Annotated in this window: 18 protein-coding genes; 3 read left to right on the forward strand and 15 right to left on the reverse strand. The window is 52.0% G+C overall.

Going from position 1 to position 18483, the window contains the following annotated elements:
• Positions 1-132 precede the first annotated feature (132 nt).
• From KTT_RS02050 to KTT_RS02070, 5 genes are all read right to left on the reverse strand, one after another.
• Positions 133-1563 carry a hypothetical protein gene (locus KTT_RS02050; protein WP_126594403.1) on the reverse strand — a complete coding sequence of 477 codons (1431 nt, stop codon included), beginning with the start codon at positions 1561-1563 and terminating at the stop codon, positions 133-135.
• 1 nt (position 1564) lies between these two features.
• Positions 1565-2974, reverse strand: coding sequence for a hypothetical protein (locus KTT_RS02055; RefSeq protein WP_126594404.1), 1410 nt, complete (start codon positions 2972-2974; stop codon positions 1565-1567).
• 120 nt (positions 2975-3094) lie between these two features.
• Entirely contained in the window at positions 3095-3652 is a 558-nt protein-coding gene (locus KTT_RS02060; RefSeq protein ID WP_126594405.1) for a hypothetical protein, read from the reverse strand.
• A 41-nt stretch (positions 3653-3693) separates the two neighbouring features.
• Positions 3694-4044: a tetratricopeptide repeat protein gene (locus tag KTT_RS02065; protein ID WP_126594406.1), complete on the reverse strand. Its 351-nt coding sequence runs from the start codon at positions 4042-4044 to the stop codon at positions 3694-3696.
• The gene (locus tag KTT_RS02070; protein WP_160145585.1) at positions 3999-6179 is read right to left on the reverse strand and encodes a tetratricopeptide repeat protein; all 2181 of its coding nucleotides are present in this window, start codon (positions 6177-6179) and stop codon (positions 3999-4001) included. The genes KTT_RS02065 and KTT_RS02070 overlap by 46 nt, the downstream gene beginning before the upstream one ends.
• A gap of 320 nt (positions 6180-6499) precedes the next feature.
• Between KTT_RS02070 and KTT_RS37350 the strand changes: the two genes are divergently transcribed.
• Positions 6500-6622: a hypothetical protein gene (locus KTT_RS37350; RefSeq protein WP_268904490.1), complete on the forward strand. Its 123-nt coding sequence runs from the start codon at positions 6500-6502 to the stop codon at positions 6620-6622.
• Between the two features lie 155 nt (positions 6623-6777).
• Here KTT_RS37350 and nadE read toward each other — a convergent pair whose 3' ends face one another.
• On the reverse strand, positions 6778-7617 hold the full coding sequence (gene nadE, locus KTT_RS02075; RefSeq protein WP_126594408.1) for an NAD(+) synthase: 840 nt from the start codon (positions 7615-7617) through the stop codon (positions 6778-6780).
• A gap of 162 nt (positions 7618-7779) precedes the next feature.
• The gene (locus KTT_RS35995) at positions 7780-8340 is read right to left on the reverse strand and encodes a phosphotransferase-like protein (RefSeq protein WP_160145586.1); all 561 of its coding nucleotides are present in this window, start codon (positions 8338-8340) and stop codon (positions 7780-7782) included.
• Positions 8341-8662: 322 nt separating this feature from the next.
• Between KTT_RS35995 and KTT_RS02085 the strand changes: the two genes are divergently transcribed.
• Both KTT_RS02085 and KTT_RS02090 read left to right on the forward strand, forming a co-directional pair.
• Complete coding sequence (locus KTT_RS02085) at positions 8663-9058, forward strand: PPOX class F420-dependent oxidoreductase (RefSeq protein WP_126594410.1); 396 nt, start codon at positions 8663-8665, stop codon at positions 9056-9058.
• 27 nt (positions 9059-9085) lie between these two features.
• A complete protein-coding gene (locus KTT_RS02090; RefSeq protein WP_126594411.1) occupies positions 9086-10153 on the forward strand; it encodes an ABC transporter substrate-binding protein in 1068 nt (355 codons plus the stop codon).
• A gap of 223 nt (positions 10154-10376) precedes the next feature.
• On the opposite strand, the gene KTT_RS02095 is transcribed toward KTT_RS02090, so the two are convergent.
• The 8 genes from KTT_RS02095 to KTT_RS02130 all read right to left on the reverse strand — a co-directional run bounded on the left by KTT_RS02095 (position 10377) and on the right by KTT_RS02130 (position 18473).
• Positions 10377-10610 (reverse strand): hypothetical protein, encoded by a 234-nt coding sequence (locus KTT_RS02095; RefSeq protein WP_126594412.1) that lies wholly within the window; start codon positions 10608-10610, stop codon positions 10377-10379.
• A gap of 288 nt (positions 10611-10898) precedes the next feature.
• On the reverse strand, positions 10899-12419 hold the full coding sequence (locus tag KTT_RS02100; RefSeq protein ID WP_126594413.1) for an RnfABCDGE type electron transport complex subunit D: 1521 nt from the start codon (positions 12417-12419) through the stop codon (positions 10899-10901).
• The gene (locus KTT_RS02105) at positions 12416-13159 is read right to left on the reverse strand and encodes an FAD:protein FMN transferase (RefSeq protein WP_126594414.1); all 744 of its coding nucleotides are present in this window, start codon (positions 13157-13159) and stop codon (positions 12416-12418) included. Before KTT_RS02105 ends, KTT_RS02100 begins: the two co-directional genes overlap by 4 nt.
• Before the next feature lie 6 nt (positions 13160-13165).
• Positions 13166-13687, reverse strand: coding sequence for an FMN-binding protein (locus KTT_RS02110; RefSeq protein ID WP_126594415.1), 522 nt, complete (start codon positions 13685-13687; stop codon positions 13166-13168).
• A gap of 613 nt (positions 13688-14300) precedes the next feature.
• Positions 14301-15479, reverse strand: coding sequence for a 4-hydroxybenzoate 3-monooxygenase (locus tag KTT_RS02115; RefSeq protein ID WP_126599350.1), 1179 nt, complete (start codon positions 15477-15479; stop codon positions 14301-14303).
• A gap of 20 nt (positions 15480-15499) precedes the next feature.
• Complete coding sequence (gene pcaB / locus KTT_RS02120) at positions 15500-16849, reverse strand: 3-carboxy-cis,cis-muconate cycloisomerase (protein ID WP_126594416.1); 1350 nt, start codon at positions 16847-16849, stop codon at positions 15500-15502.
• A complete protein-coding gene (locus tag KTT_RS02125; RefSeq protein WP_126594417.1) occupies positions 16849-17625 on the reverse strand; it encodes a CoA-transferase subunit beta in 777 nt (258 codons plus the stop codon). Before KTT_RS02125 ends, pcaB begins: the two co-directional genes overlap by 1 nt.
• Before the next feature lie 17 nt (positions 17626-17642).
• The gene (locus KTT_RS02130; protein ID WP_126594418.1) at positions 17643-18473 is read right to left on the reverse strand and encodes a CoA transferase subunit A; all 831 of its coding nucleotides are present in this window, start codon (positions 18471-18473) and stop codon (positions 17643-17645) included.
• Positions 18474-18483: the final 10 nt, after the last annotated feature.

An 18483-nucleotide genomic window follows, 5' to 3' on the forward strand; every position in this document is an offset into this window, starting at 1 on the left:
CAAAAGCCCTATCAGATCATCTTCCGAAGTGATCCCACCAGGGACGAGAATACAGATCTCATCGGGACCTGGCTGATACGCTGAGGGATCGGAAAGGAATGTCAGGTATGAAAGATCGTATTCCATTCTCGCTTAAACAGATCCGTTTACCAGAAGCGCAATATCATCAATCGCATCATTCACCCTTCTCTGGGTATATTTATTCGCGTCTGACTGATGGAGATAGAGGGCGGATCGCACGCGATCAACATCCAGGTGATGCTGATGATAAATCAGATGGCTGATACACTCCGCCGCGAAGCCACGCATGCCCGCATTCTCATGCTCCAGCAGTTGGAGACAGTAATCTTGTGTTCTTCTCCAATCGGGATCGTGAAGGGCTAAGGTCAGAAGGGTTCGGCTCATCTCCTTGAGATCACCAGACTGGAAGATACGCTCGATCTCTTGCGTTGGCAGAGGCTCGTATACTTGCTCTGTTATGGTAGATCTGGTTGCAATGACATTTCCACTCGATCCCACGATGTTTCCACGAGCATCCCTTACAATGATACTCCCGTCATCTTTCACCAAACCATTATCGATAAGCGCCTCTCGCATACGTTGTGTCAGTTGGTCCCAGGTACGCACATCTCCCGTGTATCCTCTAGCTGATCCCTGACCAAACACGACAATCTCTCCCGCAACGGTATCTACCCCGATGCGATCATGGGGGTTACCAGATTGCATGCTTACCGAGTTATCCAGTGCACGCTGCCCATGGGTTGGATCTGGACCAACCGGCTCATAGGCTTGTTCCGTGCTATCAACCGACTCTTCTTCTTCAGGATCCCTGGCAGTCATATCTTCTCCATATTCAACAGGAACATGCAAAATTCTTGCAATACTATTCAAAGCCAATTCAACCGTCATGACCACATCCTCGCTTGGATCAGAATGATGCCGATACAACGCGGGCAGGACCAGATCAAGATCTAATTGCTTATGCTCGTTAACCAGAATATTAATGCCTTGAGCAGCGTTGCTGCGTACATCTTCACTAGAATGTTCCAACAACGCTAAACAGTACGCTTCAACTTTGCGCCAATCAGGATCATTAAATGCAAGTTCCGTTATTGTCTGGCTAATCTTAGTTGTATCATCGGACTGGAAGATATGTTCAATCTCCTCAGAGGTTAATGGCTTTTCTTCTTCTCTAGGACGGCGCAGTGCCGGATTGTGCTCAACAGGCACATCCATATATGTCTCAATATCATCAAGTGCATTCTCAACATTGCCTGCAACGTATTTGCCTGGATCTGATTGGTGCCGATACAGTGCGGGCAAAACCAGATCCAGTTCGAGCGTCTGGTGGATACGCGCCAGATTTGCGAGACACGTAGCAGCATCCGCACGCACCCTCGCATCAGGATGCTCCAACGCTTCCAAACAATAGGTTTGCGCTTTTTTCCAATCCAACTCCGAAAACGTCAGTGTGACCAGTACGTGGCTAATCTTGCTAGCATCACCAGACCGGAACACCTGCTCTATCTCTTCACTCGTAAGCGTCGAATTATCTTCCTGCATTTTACTTTCCTTTGATAACATTCATGCCATATCTTTCAAATTTGCCTTTTTTATTCCTCAAAATAATTTCACCTTTCTTGGTGATCAAACCATTATCGACTAGGGCGTTCTTCATATCTTGAGTAAGGCCTTGAAGTTGTGGTGTACTACTATCCCATAGTCGAACATGTGCATGATACGTTCCATTGTTTGTATCATCAATAACAACAAGCTGTCCAGTTTCCGGATCAACTCCAATACGGCGGGTAGTAGTCTCTGAGCTGAAAGTGACAGAATTATTAAGTGCTATCTGCGGATTCTTGGGCTGAGGACCAACATTAGATCTTGGAACATCATGTTTCTCGTTGAGTTTAAACTTCAGCTGCGGATCAACCAGATGTTTAAGATTATCAAGCTCCATTTTGGGAGAATCGGCAGCACGATTTTTTACCGCTTCTAATTGATCAGCGTTTAAGCCTTTGAGCCACTCTGCGCTTTCAGTTGGATCACCCTTCAAATCAGTGAGAATCTTAATATCGCCTGTTGTTTGTGTCAGCCACTTGTCCGTTATTGCCGGGTTATAACCTTTATCCTCATTAATCCATTTGTAAAGCAGTTGAGGATCAGCACCAGTATCAATAAAAGCTTTAACGTTTTCCAGATCTAAGCCATGTTCTATTGCAAGATCAGGAAGAAATGCGAGAACCTCAGGATCAATCTCCCTTCCTCCTGATTTCGCTTTCATCTCATTCCTCAAATCATCTGCAGAAAGAGATTTACCATCTCCAGGCGCATCGCCATGGGCTTGATGGGCGAAGGCATTCTGATTGAAGTGAGGGACGGGATGACCAGGAACCAGGCCAGTAGCACAGCCAGATAAAAAAGTATTATTCAGTGTTGCGATCAACATCGCCATGGCATCAAGAGCCATGCTGACATTGCCGATGGAGGAATTGAGATTATCGATGTCCTGCTTCAACTGTTGCAGTTGTTCAGCCGGGATAGACGCGGCGGCCTGGCTCTGCAGCGTAGCCATGGCGTTAAGTCCGGTTTTAATAGCGCCTCTATGTTCATTGAGGATAGAGCGGAAATCGCTGGGATTTGATCCCATGCCCTGTGTGGGAGAGGTAATGTCTGTTAGCTTACCCTGGGCATGGGTTATGTCGCTCTTGCTGCCAGTCCAGAGATTGGAGAGTGTATCTGTAGCCTGCCCCTTAGAATGGGTTGTAACCTCGGTGACCGCGTTATCGGTGCTGGTATGGATATCACCGAGCTTGCTGGCGTGTCCACTGAGCTTTTTATTGGCGGTATCGATGGAGTCGGCCAGGGTATCGAGCATGGTAAGAGCGTTGGGCGGAATGTCTGGTAAGCTATAAGGAACCGCCGTCGGTGCCGCGACCGGCGTTGGGAGAGGCGATGGATTATTTGACATGTCGAACTCCTTTTCGTAGCATGTGTGCCATTCTTCAGAAACTCATTTGTCACCAGAGTCCAAAGCGGTAGCCAACTTCATCCAGCGGGCTAACCTATATCTTGAACCCATCTCTTTTCATTAAAAAGCAGCGGCAAGTTCAAAAGGGAGCAGCTCTGGTGCAAAGATCGCCGTAGCTCCAACCACGATCACCACTCCAGCCCCAGCCGCGATCTTGCCCCAATCAGGGCCGCTATTGGCATTTTGATTAAAAGTGTTTTGATACGCGGTGTTCAATGCGGCTTGATCGGCTGCTGAAGGCTGGAGCAGCGTGTGCGCGCTGGTGGTGGTGCTGGTATAGTAGCCGAGCTGGGTATCCAGCTGAGCAAAGGTTTTTTTGATGTTCGCATCGGTCGCGGCATAGGCAATCGCCGCCGATGATAGACCGCTGGAAACAACCTGGAGATCGATGCTGACACAGGCCAGAGCTCCCTGCATGTTGTAGCCAAATTCTTCCAACGCGGTCTTGAAATTGGTAACGCTGTTCAAGAAAAAGATGGGAGATGCATCATTGACCAGGTCGCCAAGCGTCTTAAAAATATCATTGACCAGGTTATCATTATCTGTCTTCCCTGTACCCGTGGTTGTTGAGGAGCTGGTCCATGTGCTAGGAGTTACATCAAAACCATTATAAGCCATGCGCTTTTTCTCTCTTTCTCTATATTCGTAACTTACTTATGCTATCGCGTCATCTGGCTGGTGGAAATACTGGCTAATTTTTGTGCCACCTCAATGGTACGAGGATTGTTCTGGCCCAGGGTCAGTTCACGGATGGCACGTGAGCGGTCCAGATAATTTCGCGCCAAAGCGGGATGTCCACGCGCGATCTCGATCTCTGCCAGGCTATTGAGTACCGAATCCAGCAGCATATCCTCTGGCCTTCCCGCCTCTTGATAGATCGCCAGGGCTTGCAAGAGGTATTGTTGCGCCCGTACATACTCTTCCTGGGCACTGTACGCCCGGGCCAGGTGTTCCAGAGGATCAATCAGTTCAGGCTGTTCTTCGCCCACGACCTGGATATGTATCTCCAATGCCTGCTTAGAGAGAGAGACGTTGCCAGATCAAAATGCTCTCGTGCCAGTTCAATTGATGCCGTGGTATCAAGCAATGCGGCCTGGATCAGAGGCTCGGGATCAGGCAGTTGGGCATAGATCTGCTGCGCACGCGCAAGCAAAGCCAATCCCGTATCGTACTCCTGCTCAGCTAGCGCTACCTGGGCGAGTCCGTTCAGGCACGGGATGAGATTGCGATGTTCTTTGCCCAGTTCGCGTTCTTTAACCTCTTGTACATGTTGCAGCTGCTGTTTTGCCTCATCAATTCTATTTAGATGCAGAAAAACACCGGCCTGCTGTTCCAGATAATGGAGCACCGTGGGATGTTCCGCTCCCAACAGTTTCTTCTGAACGGGTAGAATGCGTTTATAAGCTACCTCTGCCATTGTCCAATTTTTGCTCCGCCGACAAACCTCAGCCAGCCGCGAAAAGGCTTCAATAGTATCCGGGTCTTCTGCCCCTAAGGTAACCATCCTGCCAATACTGACCCTGCGCAGCAACTCTTCGGCCCGACCCCAGTTTTTCTGTTCTATATGCAATAGAGCCAGGTCATACCTGAGCGTGTTATAGATAGGATTGCGCGTGAGCTCGACCTTTTCCCCGATTGTCAGCGCTTTTTCATAGCATTGCCGTGCCTCTGGCAGTTTATCCTGATCAGTATAGATATGGCCAAGCAGGTCAAGGGTAAGCAAAACATCGGGATGATTGATGCCCAGGGCGCTGCTCTTGCTGACAACGGCTCGATGGGCAAATGCTTCCGCCTCTCCGTAATTTTTGAGGGCCCGGTTCATGATCGCCAGGTCGACAAGGATGGTAGCTACCAATGGATGGGCATCACCATGCGTATGCTGCCAGACAGCAAGTGCTCTTCTCAGCAAAGGTTCCGCCACGCCAATGAGTTGCTGCTCCCTATACACACCCCCGGCCCAGGCAAAGACCTCGGCCGCCTCGCTGACATTTCTCACTTCATCGAAGAATGACGATTCACTCTCGCTGATAGAGGCTAAATGTCGTATCTGGCTGGCCATGCACAGGTGTAGAGATGGACTCTCGTTCGTCAGTCGGGGCAACAGCTTTTGCCATAGATAAAATAACTGCTTGCTACGTTGCCGCTTTTCATCCTCAGATAGCGTCTGCAAGACGATATCCTGTATCAGGCGATGCATTGTTAATGACGCCGTTGACGCGTCGATAGAAACCAGGCCGCTAGCAAGCAAGATCCCGATATTTGATGGCTCCGATACGCTATCATGCTCTACCAATGTGTCCTGAAATTGGAAGAGTGCGGACGGAATAGCTTCCGGCAGGTGCAAAGCAATCATCTGGAGGAGTTCAACCACGGCAGGATTGGTCTCCCTTAAATAATGAAGGCTACATTCGCAGACGATAGCAAATTCTTCCATCGCGTTCGGGTCCATGCTACCAGATTGATGTTGTGGGGCAGGATAAGAGCGAAACATGTCGAGATAATCATGCCCACTACAACCAGTTACATGCAGATACCTGCCAATAAGGTCGATGGTGATGGGCAGACCACGTACCTCTCTGGATAGTGCCTGTGCTGCCCGTTGCAGTTCAGCATTGATATCGTGTAATCCCTGCTCGGGTGAAAGCAGCCTCGCCTGGCGTAACAATAAAAGCGCGCCATTCTGTGCATCCAACGCTGTGAGTTCCAACCGTGGAATCTCTGGTGGCAGATGCGGTACATGGGTACTGACAATTGTACGCACGCCTGCCTGGCGCTCATGCAATCTCCGAACAGTAAAGTTATAGGCGAAATTATCGATAATCAGCAGCGAATTGTGTTGCTTGCTCAGATACTCATACAGTATGTGAAAGAGGTGCTCTACTTCCTGTGCTTTATCAGTTGGTAGCGAATAAGTTTGCAGGGCCGCAATCAGATCCGCAAGCAAGGTCTCATCGGTCGCTGCATTAAACCAGACGATGGCCTGGTATTGTTGAGAAAAACGTCGGGCATATTCCCTCAACATCGCAGTCTTGCCGCTACCACTACGACCAGCGACAAGTATTAGATGATGACTGGTCCATGTGTCATGCAACTTCTGCAATAAAAGTTCACGATCAACAAAAAAAGTTTCGTTGAGAGAACCCAATCTCCACCTCCATAAATTACTTTTAGTTAAGTAAACAGGTACATAATAGCATAAAACAATAAATATTACATCTATCATCTTAAAAACTATCCATATGGATATTCATTCTGGGAATGATTTGCTATAAAACATAGTCTTATGCTTTTTAATAGCAGTTCAGAGATCTTTTTTGATGAGCTAATATACTGAGCGTTCAAAGGAAGAACCAGCGGGAGAGCAAGGCAAGGAGGTGGATTTGCCACTATTATACCGAACCATACGTACTAATGGTAGGAAGGCGTTGTTCACTGTCCGAAGGCAGAAATGGAAGGAGATCATCTATGTCTAGAAGAGATCGTGGCCGAAGGGAGAAGAAAGGCTCTCCCCTTTTGAAGTGGGTCGCGGAAACAGTGCTTATCGCAGCCGCAGCACGTGTTATCCGCCGCGTGGTGCGTGGTCGCTAACCAGTTTTAATTGCTACATTCGCATAAGCAAATCAGCGTTGGAAGTTATTCAAGACGTATGGTTAACGCTCAAACACTACTTACTCATTTTTAACAGCGCAACCCCGTCAGGTTGCGCTGTTGTGGTTTTGTGCTGGATCCATACCATCTTGCATTTAAGCGTTCTGCGTTTCCCACCAGGTGTCAAACGGCGCAACGGGTACCTGTCGTTTGTGTTCGGTTATGCGGTATCGCTGCTCAATGCGCTGAGCTACTTCGGCGGGCACTTCCTTTCCTTCAAGGTAGTCATCGATCATATCATAGGTGATATTGAGCTCATCCTCATCAAGCTGGCCTGGATTTTCGTCGAGGAGATCGGCGGTTGGCGCTTTTGTGTAGATCTGTTCGTCCGCGCCCAGGTATTGCAACAACAGTTTTCCCTGCCGCTTGGTAAGTCCGGAGAGTGGCGTCAGGTCTACGCCGCCATCACCATATTTGGTAAAGAAGCCTGACACAGCTTCCGCCGCGTGATCGGTGCCTACTACCAGAACGTTGAAATGATTGGCGAAGCGGTAGTGCACCGTCATCCGTTCCTGCGCCTTCTGGTTCCCCTTGTTGTAGTCCGACATCTTGAAACCTGTAGCCTCCTTAAATGAGGCAACCGCGCTATCAACTGCGGGCTGGATATTCACGCTGTAGGTTCGGTCGGGAGCAATAAACTGCAGTGCCCGCTGCGCATCCTCTTCATCCTTTTGCTCGCCATAGGGAAGCCGAAGAGCGATAAACACATAATCTTTCCCTGTCTGTTCACGAAGCTCCTCAACCGCAATCTGGCATAAGCGTCCAGCCAGGCTGGAGTCCTGGCCTCCTGAGATGCCAAGCACAAAGCCATCCATCGAGGCATACGTTACATAGTCTTTGAGAAATTGCACGCGCGAGGCGACTTCTTCTTCTGGATCGATTACCGCTTTTGTATGCAGTGCTTCTATAATATTTTTTTGTTCAACTGTTGTCATAAGAAAACTCCTCAAGCACATAGATATGATCATCATCTGCATTCCACAACATCACGATTGTCTCCATGTTATAGCGCGCGATAACCGCTCAAGGATGCAAAGCATGGCTGACTGGATCTAAGCAAGCGAGATCTAACAACTACAATGAGAGCAAAGATCGGTTTAGAGGTTCCGTAGCAGTTGTTCAACTGTTTCGCCAGGTGTTTGCTCGGAGGTGTCGATCCAGAGTCCGATGCCTTTCATTGTTGTGCGCAATTCATGGTCAAGGTAGGTAGCCCAGGCATAGCCCTGCGGAGTCTTTGAACGGGTCAGATCCCTATGGTGAGCTACAACATCTACTCGCGGTGCCAGCACTACCAGAGAAAAGGGCAGATCATGCAGTTCCTCTTGCAGATGCTGCCAGCGATCTCCAATAATGATGTCATCAAGAACAACCGTATAGCCTGCCTCAAAAAATGATCTGCTCAGCAAGCACATATGTTTGAGCCGCAGGCGAAGCTGCGCGGCAGCCTCGCCTGCCGGTGCGCCAGGCCCACCGACCCACACGCCACCTGAAACGATCATGCGCTGAAGCGCGTCTGCCTCAATATGCACCCCACGCGCAAAACGCTGTGCAAGCAGATGCGCGATGGTTGACTTCCCAGCAGCCATAATGCCGGTCACAGCAATAATTCTGGACTGATTTGAAACCGCAACCCGCGCTTCAGTGGTATTTTTATGCATAATGACCAATTTCCTTGCAGCTATCTCTACGATACGTTCGCTATCTATCTGGTCCCAATTGGAACAGAAGCTCTTCATGAGAGAGCTTCTCCATAGTATACGGTCTTTGCTCCAGTGTTTCACAATACTTGAGCAGATAGGTAAAATAGCGAATTTTTTTATACAAATGCAACGTGTATAGATTGAGTGGTCCGAGTCATAATAAAGATGTGCAAAAAGGACTACAATAATTATTGCTGGCTCCTGTTCACTATTGATTTTTCTTGATAAGAATATAGTGGAAGAGGTGTCGGCGTAAGTCAAACATAAAGGAGAATGTAGTATGGCCGTAATTCCAGAAAAATACAAGGATCTTTTGGAGACGAAATCGGGCGCACACGTTGCTACCATTGGACCCAAGGGAGAGCCTCAAAGCTCACCGGTCTGGTTCGGCTGGGATGGTGAGCATGTGCTTTTTAGCCTGACGAAGAAGCGGCAGAAGTTCCACAATCTGCAACGTGATGCGCGCATCGCTCTTTCGATCACCGATCCCAAGGTGCTGGAGCGCTACCTTGAAATTCGTGGCCGTGTGGTGCGCGTCGATGAAGATCCAGATCTGAAGTTCATCAATTCGATGGCGAAAAAGTATCTTGGCCTTGATAAATATCCCTGGCATCAGCCCGGCGATGAGCGTGTGGTGATGGTGGTTCAGCCCGAACATACCACTTCCCAGGGTTAGCAAGGCGGATAGAAACAGGCACCTGTGATGCCAAAGCTACGAGCGACACTTGTAACTCCTCTGACCGGTTCACTGGCTCCATTTGGGCAGGCATGCGCGGCCGGACTTACCCTCTGGGCCACGCATGCAGCTGATCTCCCGGGGCCGTGGACCGGAATTGAGCTGGATGTGCGCGATGCTGGTCCTACTATGGATGCAGCGATGCAGGCGGCTCTAGCTACCCATCCAGATGTATTATTTGGCCCCTATGGCAGCCACACTATGCTTGCCGCCGCCCGCTCCACCCGGCGCGTGATCTGGAATCATGGTGGTGCGACCTCTCGCCTATCGTATCCTACATTTCCCCATGTCATCAACATCCTCTCTCCAGCCTCCACCTATTTCGTGGGCACGCTTCAGGCGCTGCGCGCGCTCGATCCAACCGCGACCACCGTTGTTCTTTGTCATTCAACAACTGGCTTTGGGCGCGACGTAGCCGATGGCGTGCAAAAAGCTGCCACCGAACTTCACTTCAAACTGCGATCCATCGCATTTAAACCACAACAGGCTACCGCGATAACGTCTGAAGTGCCAGATGCCGATGTGCTGCTGGTGGTGGGAAACTTCGCCGACGAACAGGCACTGGCGCCGCGCTTGCTGACTCGCCCATGGCGGGCCGCGGCCTTTGTAGGTGGAGGCGTAACAGAAGTGCTGACCTCAATAGGACCGCTGCGTGAAGGCCTGCTGGGTCCAGCACAGTGGATGCCTATCATACCAATAGAGCCTGATGAGGGACCCGAAGCAGGCTGGTTTATTAATCACTATAAGAAGTCAATGGGAGGTGATCCTCCCTACCCGGCTACACAGGCATTCGCCGCAGGGCTGATATACGCTCGCTGCCTGCGCGACAGTGGAAGTAGTGAGGAGGGGGCTCTACTTGCCGCGGCCCGCCAGCTCGATTGCAATACGCTGTATGGACGTTTTCATCTCGATTCACAGAGTGGTCTGCAAACGGGTCACCAGGTCCTCACCGTGCAGTGGCAGAATGGAGAGCGCCGTGTGGTCTGGCCTCCCAAATATGCGGAGCGTCCCTTGCTTCTGAAAAGCACAGGCTAAACGCTGAAAACTGGCTCCCGCGCCAAATGATGATACGCACTAGAAGCCCTTGCGATGCCGATGAGCATTAGAGTCGCTACCAGACCGCGGATCTCTATCTCGGGCGCACGCCTGTGAGTCGGCCTCATGGGTTCGCCCCATGCGCGGATCTCGCTCTGGCGGCCTTTTTTCAATCTGAGGCCGTACACCAGGATCGGTTCGTGCCATTGCCTGGACGTGAAATCTAGCTGGCTTCTTGTATGATCCAGTAGTAATAACTGTACTTTTTCGTGGATTGTTCCGACCCGCTGACTTTTTTAAACGCCAGCCCTGATGCTGCTTTGCCATTTCTGCCCCCTCTCAACCATTGAGAATGCAAAAGATAATCAAGCAATTCCATCATAGGATTACACGCCTCCAGCCAGGAAGATTGTGACATCTCACTAATGATCTTTTCCTTTTTAACCGGGTATAACATACTCTTTTGTATCCCCGCCTGCGGCGGGGAGGGGGAGGAGGGAATGTTGGGGACACCCCAAACCCCGGCAGGAGGGGCGCTTCGCCCCTCCTGCACCTCCCCGCTTTTTCCCGGCTTTATTAATTAAAGATCATTGGGGTGTTGAACACCGCAGATGCTCTGGAGTCAGTTATGTATTGGTGCCCGGGGTGCGCATCAGCGCACCCCGGGCACCAATACATAAAACCAACGCGGCCGCAAGTGCGGGGGCGCTCACATCTCCCCAGGGTGACGAGAGTCAGGCACACTCTAAACAAGACCGGGGAAGAAGTCTTTTTTGATCTGGTCGTTTCTGACACCCATGTTCTTCAAAACCTGCTCATAGGCACGAACCATTTCTGGCGGACCCGAGAGGTAGTAGGTACGCTCGGTGTAGTCAGGAACCGTCTGGAGAATCATCTGCTCGTTAAGGCGGCCGACAAAACCAGTCCAATCTCGGGGGACGGCATTGGTATCGGTCAGTGTGCAGAAGGTCTTGATGCCAAGCTGGGTATATGCGGAGTTCAAAACGTCTTTATAGGCGATCTCACTGGCATATCTGTTGGCGTAGAGCAGGATAATGTCGCGTCTCTGCCGCGTGTCAAGGAGATACTTGAGCATGCTCCTGAAGGGCGTAATACCGATGCCACCCGCGATAAACACCAGCTTCTGTTTGGGATCATTCGGGAGGGTGAAATCGCCAGCGATCTGGGCGGCCACCAGTTTTGTCCTGCCGTCCATACGCTGCATGGCATTCTTGAAGCTGCTCCCATTCTCATAGAAGCGCACACCTAAATGAACGTTGTTCTCAGTCGGCGAGGAGGCCAGCGTGAAGTAGCGGCGGTTGCCCCGACTGTCGGCATGGGGATGCTCCAATGTGAACTCCATATATTGTCCAGGAGTAAACGCTAGCTTCTGCGAGGGCTTGAAGACAAAATCCAGGATGTCCGGTCCCATTTTGATTTTCCTGTTGAGCCTGAGCACTACCCTCTGCTTGGGGCTCACCAGGTAAGCAAAGACGTTACCAAACACCAGCGCCAGTTCAGGGGTCAGGTAGAAGCTGCCAACATGGAGTTGCGGAATGAAGAGCACCCCGACAATCAACGCGTAAAGCCGGCGCAGACCTCTGGTGGGAGGAGCTGTCAGAGGCTCGGTAAGCATCACGGTCGCGAAAAAGAACAACGGCGAGAGCAACACCAGCTGATTAATCTCGGTGAGAGCCGATTTCCCCTGTACCAGGTTGATCACACAATCGCAGACTAGCGCGGTCGCGCTAAAGATAGCCACCAGATCTATCTGGCGCAGCTTACGAGCAATCAGCAGGCCACCAACCAGGACGAAAGGGAGCATGCTGGTAGTGCCGATCCACCAGCTGGCCGACTCCCCCAGCACAAAGGAGGTAATTACGACGGCGATGGCGGCCGGATTAAAAACATGCTTCTTGTAGGGGGCCAGTACATATTTGGAGGCCATGGCCAGGATGGCGGCCCAACCCAGAAATTGAAAGCTGGCATGCGATTGTCCAGGATCGATAATCAGAGCCAGGATTAAAGCCGTAATGGTGGCCGATTCAATGTTGGTGGGAACCTCAAAGAAGTAGCCAAAGATGGTGTTTGCTGCCCAGCAGAGAACGATCAGAATGGCTGCAGAGACCAGCAGCGCCAGTGGTGAGAACGGCAGAAACTTGAAGTAAGCCAGAACCGCAGCGACTCCAACCAGCGCAATCAAGACGTAGAGGACCAGGCGGTACATAGTAATGCGATCAAGCACGTAATCTATTTTAGCTATCATGATTTTAGTACATACCTTTCAAATCCACTGGTATAGGTCGCACGAGCATGACTATCAATCATATATCCTTCAAAATCAGCTAATTTTTCAATAAATTGTATTCCCTTCCTCCCCATCGCAAAGGCGGCCGTGGCAAAACGGTCCGCTTCATACACATCTGGACCGATCACGCTGATACTGACAATATCCGTTATCTGCCCCTGCGGATCATGCGGATTATAGATGTGTTGCCCCCGAATAGCCGTACCGGAGGTGGCAATTCCCTGATCTGAAAGGGTCAGAATCTTGACGTTCTGATTACGATTGAAAGGATTGCGTATGCCGATACGCCAGGGGCAGCCATCTTTACTGCCAGCGACCTGCACATCTCCACCGGCATCGATGTAGTAGTGCTGGAAACCCTGTGCCTTCAACAGATTTGCGGCATTACGGATTGCCCAGCCCTTCACAATGCCAGAAGGATCACAGTACCCATCGCGATAGATGTTGAAGTAGCCTTGCGTCTCCTTCCTGGTGTACTCACCGAGCTCCATGATCGTTCGCATATCATCGCTATAGCACTCGGCTGCCAGCTCACCACGATTGATGCGCGAGATTTCGCTATCATTCTTATAGGTGCTAAAACGCTCATCCACCGCAACAAAGTAGTCAAACACCAGGTCCAGCGTAGCTTCATTTGCATCCGGATCTAGCACTTCAACCGTAATCGGCATGCCCATTAATAAACGTGTATCTTTCATGATGTGTTATGCCCTGGCCTGAGACAGCGCGTCACCCAGCGACTGAATAAAAGCTTCGCTCGAATCGGTCGCGCCGGTAACGATATCAACATTATTGGACTGAGCCTGAATAGCTTCCTGCGTCAACTGTGGATCGGCGTAGCTATTGATTGAAACGGAACGATTGCGATCGTTGGGGTACTGCAAGAACTGCACATCTGTAATCTTCCCATTCTGGATGATCGCTTTAACCTGAATATTGCCCCAGTGCGCGTCAGCCACACTGCCCGTGTATGAGCCATCTTTATACTGGCCGCTGCTAGATGAACCGCTATTGCTGGCCGCCGTAGGAGTCGAACCGTTAGAGTTAGAACCGCCTGATGAACCAGAGGAACCCGATGAACCAGAGGAGCTCGACGCGGTCGGGGTAGAGCTTGCGGTGCCGGTAGAAGTTGTCGGCAACGCAGTTACTTGATTCGCGTGGCTGAATAGCAAGCTATAGATAATAAAGGCGCCTACAATCAGTGTCGCCACCGTTACTTTCTTCATAATATTGATATCCCTTCAAGAAATGCCTGAACCACCATATATACCCAAGGCAGAAGGCTCAAAGACTATAGATACAGACAAAGCTCTCTCTATCAACCGGACCAGGACGATACTCATGGCACAATCAGCGAAAAGAGCCGGCATCTGTGCTTCATACTTCTATGTATCCTCAATATATATTGCTTTTATTTGAACTACATTAAAGCCCTACACTTATCTGCTCAGCGTGACTGGAGTATTACCACCATGAGCAAGGGGAGTCCGCACTTGCGCCCCAAATCGGTGGTACTCGCACCCTTTCCACATTAAGCATCTCTCCCATTGCTGCTTATGATACGTTTCTATGTACCACGCAGATATTAAGCAAAGATGAGTGTTCAGGCCAACGTTTCCTTGCGAACAGGTCCTGCCTGGCAATTCCAGCAATATTTCTCAGGGTCAGCATTGTCCCGTAGGTTAGTTAACTTAATATTAAGGCGACAAAATCAAATAAGAGGCTAAAAGCTGTAAAAAAATTGTAAAGCCTTCTCCCTCCAAAAAACCTCTTCCTTTATGCACATGTGATAGTAAAGGAAGAGGCTAGGGGGGGCGGGAAACTAAAGAATTGAGTGGCCTACACGCTAAAGGGAAGGCCGACATAATTTTCGGCCAGACTCATAGAGGCGGCCTGGGAGCCAACGGTATAGTCGAGTTGAGCACGCTGCATGCGTTGCTGAAAAGGATCGTCGTCGGGGAAACGATGGAGCATAGAGGTCATCCACCAGGAGAAGTGCTCGGTGCGCCAGACACGTTTCAAGCAAGTAGCTGAGTACGCGGCCAGCAGATCCTCACGCTGCTGTTGATAAAATCGGGTCAACGCTCTGGCCAGGTGACGCACATCGGCAATGGCCAGGTTCAGACCCTTGGCCCCGATCGGAGGAACGATATGCGCCGCATCACCAGCTAGAAAGAGACGACCATACTGCATCGGCTCGATCACAAAGCTGCGCATGGCCACAATGTTTTTTTGCACAATGGGGCCAACGCGCAATTGCCAGTCATCATCGGTAACCAGCCGCGCCTGTAGCTCTTCAATAATCATCTCATCAGACCAGTTGGCGATATCGTCCTGCGGATCACATTGGATATACATACGCTGAAGCTGCGGTGAGCGTGTACTGACCAGGGCAAAACCACGCTGATGATAGGCATAGATCAATTCTCTGGCGGATGGGGGCGCCTGCAATAGGATACCGAGCCACCCGAAGGGATACGCGCGACTGTATACTTGCTGCACAGATAAGGGGATATACGCACGAGACACACCATGGAAACCATCGCAACCAGCAATGAAGTCGCAATGCAGTTCCACCTGCTCTTGCTCATGCCTGAAATGGATGACTGGCTGATCGCTGTCAACGCCGGCAAGCTGCACATCCTGCACATTGAAGAAGATCTGACCTCCCTGCTGCAGTCGGGCGGCAATACAGTCTTTGACCACTTCATGCTGCGGATAGATCATGATGGCACGTCCATTGGTGAGCTCATGCAGGTTAATACGATGTCCGCGTCTGTCGAAGCGCAACTCGATACCATGGTGCACCACACCCTCGTACCGCATGCGCTCACCGATTCCCATCTCCACCATCAAGTCTACCGTGCCCTGCTCCAGCACACCCGCACGGATGGTCGACTCGACCTCCGCCCGACTGCGATTTTCAATCACGACCGAATCGATGCCCTCTAAGGATAAGAGCAACGCCAAAAATAAGCCAGCGGGACCGGCTCCGATGATGCCAACGGGAGTATGCATATACATAGCAATTCATCTCCTCACTGTGATCCCTGCAATTCCTCTTGATACGCATTAAGCGAACGGTCAATCAAAGCCTCTGTACTCCCCAGGTAAGCGGATGGATCAAGCGCGTGCTCGATGGCATCCGCTGATAGGACGGTATGTATCTGTAGCTCTGCCAGGGCCGCCTGGCGCAAAGATATGCCTGAACTGACGGCGCGTTCACAGGTGGTGTTGACGATGCGCTGCGCTTCCGGTCGCCCCACATGCGGAGCCAGTGCCATCGTTAGCGACTCGGCCATAATCAAGCCACCGGTGGAGGCAACGTTCTCCTTCATTCGTGTCGCATCTACCTGCAAACCATTCAAGGCGGCACCCACATGGGCGACCGCGCCTGCGGTATAACGAAAGAGGGCTGGCAGTGCGCTCCACTCGGTCTGCCAGCCACCTGCCGCGCGCTCGTGCTCCTGAGACATAGCCGCGAGGAGGGCGGGAACTTCACTCAGGGCCCGACGAGCCGAGGCCAGAGCGGCGATCGAGTCAACGGAATTGTGCTTCTGGGGCATGGCCGAAGAACCACCTTTTCCGGCCGTCCTTCCTTCCGACACTTCTCCGACCTCTCCCTGTGACAGCAACACCAGGTCTTGCGCGATCTTCGCCATCGTGCCAGCGATAATACCCAACGTGGTAGCAATGCGCGCCACGCGATCACGCTCTGTGTGCCAGGGCAGATCGGGAGCTGGCAGTTCCAGTTCTTCAGCCAGGAACGCGACCACCTGCAGACCCTGCTCACCAAGAGCCGCCAGTGTGCCGGCCGCACCTCCCAGTTGCACGGCCAGCGCCTCTACCCGCAACGCACGCAACGAGCGTAGCTGCCGCTGGACCGCGTCCAGCCAGCGCGCCGCTTTGAGTCCAAAGGTAACCGGCAGAGCCGCTTGCAGCAGCGTACGTCCGACCATTACGGTATGCCGGTGACGCTCCGCCAGTTGGGCGCAGGCGGCGCATATATCCAGCAATGCCCTCTCAAGCAGGTACAGACCCTGACGCATCTGCAGCATCATAGCAGTATCGATCGCGTCCTGGCTGGTGGCACCCCAGTGGGCATATTTTTGCGCTTCACCCGCGACATGGGCCGTCAGCATACGCACCAGGGGTATAGCAGGGGTGCCGGCCGTGGCGGCCTCACGATAGAGGGTCTCGATATCGAACGCCTCTACCTGGCAGTGGGACGCGATGATCACGGCGGCCTCAGCAGGAATGATACCGGCCCGCGCTTCTGAACGGGCCAGGGCCGCCTCAAACGCCAGCATCCCTTGCACATGCGCCGTCGACGAAAAAGCGGCTACCATCTCTGGTGTACTGAATAAAGCATCTATTGGCTCTGGCATCAGGGTAGCACCTTTCCAGCGTGGGCCTGCTTTGTGCGCGCATGCAGGTCGCGCAGGATCTCTAATTCTGTATCAGTAGGTGGCGGCGTGTACTCCACCGTTTGCGCAAAACGGATCGGCCAGCCAGTGTTCTGTATAACCTCTTCACGCGTGACATCCTGGTGCAGCGAGGTTACCACCAGTTCATGCGTACCAGGTTCTGGCCGCAGCAGGCAGAGATCGGTTACAACCAGGGTGGGCCCCAGCGTCGTAATGCCAAGACGCTCTCGATGATCGCCTCCCTGACCATAGCCAAAGGAGGTAATGAAATCCACCTGCTCAACAAACGTGCGGCGGCTCTGGCGCATGACCACATAGGTCTGACCACACTGGCTGGCGATTTCTGGCGCGCCACCGCCACCCGGAAGCCGTACTTTGGGGCGCTCATAGCTGCCAATCACGCTGGAGTTGATATTCCCAAAGCGGTCGATCTGCGCACCTCCCAGAAAACCAATCGAGATCCGACCCCCTTGCAGCCAGTACTGGAACATCTCCGGCACAGATACCGTCGTCAAAGCGGTTTCACTGAGCTCGGGATCACCAATCGAGAGCGGTAGAACCGCGGGCCGCGTCGCGATCGTGCCCGATTCATAGATCAGCGTAATATCGGGCGCGTGGGTCAGCCGCGCCAGGTTGCAGGCTTCAGAAGGTGCTCCGATACCAACGAAGCAGACATCCTCATTTTTCAAGGCACGCGACGCCGCGATCGCCATCATCTCCTCTGTCGAATACTCCATAGTATACTCTCCCATTCTCATGAAAGCTGGCTCGCGGGCCGCTCGCTCAACACGTGTTCGCTCATCCAGGCGAGAAAGGTCTCACGATCCCTGGCGATAGCATCCCAGGCGGTATAGAAGGCATTGTCGCGTCCATAGTAGCCATGGGTATAGGATGGATAGGCGCCGTTTGGAACCTGAACAACCGCGTTGATAATCCAGGAAGGGAGAACGGTAGCGTTAGGACCCGGCAGGCGCAGATCATCGACGATCTCTTCGACGGTCACGATCACCTGCCGCGCGGCCAGCGCGGCCTCCTTCTGTACGCCAATGATCCCCTCGATAAACACATTGCCGCGACGATCGGCCCGCTGGGCATGGATAATGGTCAGATCGGGACGTACGGCGGGTACGGCCGCCAGTTGCTCACCCGTAAAAGGACACTCGATGTGGCGAATATTGGGATTAATACCAACCAGGTCCGAACCCTGATAGCCACGAAAGATGGCGCAGGGCAGGCCAGCGGCACCGGCAGCGTAGGCATTGGCCAGCGCGGCATGGCTATGCTCTTCAAGCTCCAAAGGTGCTGGCCAGCCATGCTCAACGGCATCCCGCAGTCGGTGCAGGGTCCCAACGCCTGGATTGCCGCCCCAGGAAAAGATCAGCTTGCGGGCACAACCCATGCCGATCATCTGGTCATAGATCAGATCTGGTGTCATGCGAATCAGGCAGAGTTGCTGCTTTCGCTGGTGGATGATCTCATGACCGGCGGCAAACGGGATCAAATGGGTAAAGCCTTCCATGGCAATAGTCATGCCATCCTGGACATACTCCGCGATCGCGGACGGTAACGACATAAAAGCGGTCATCGGCCTTCTC

It is taken from the genome of Dictyobacter aurantiacus (genome assembly GCF_003967515.1).
Lineage (GTDB): Bacteria > Chloroflexota > Ktedonobacteria > Ktedonobacterales > Ktedonobacteraceae > Dictyobacter > Dictyobacter aurantiacus.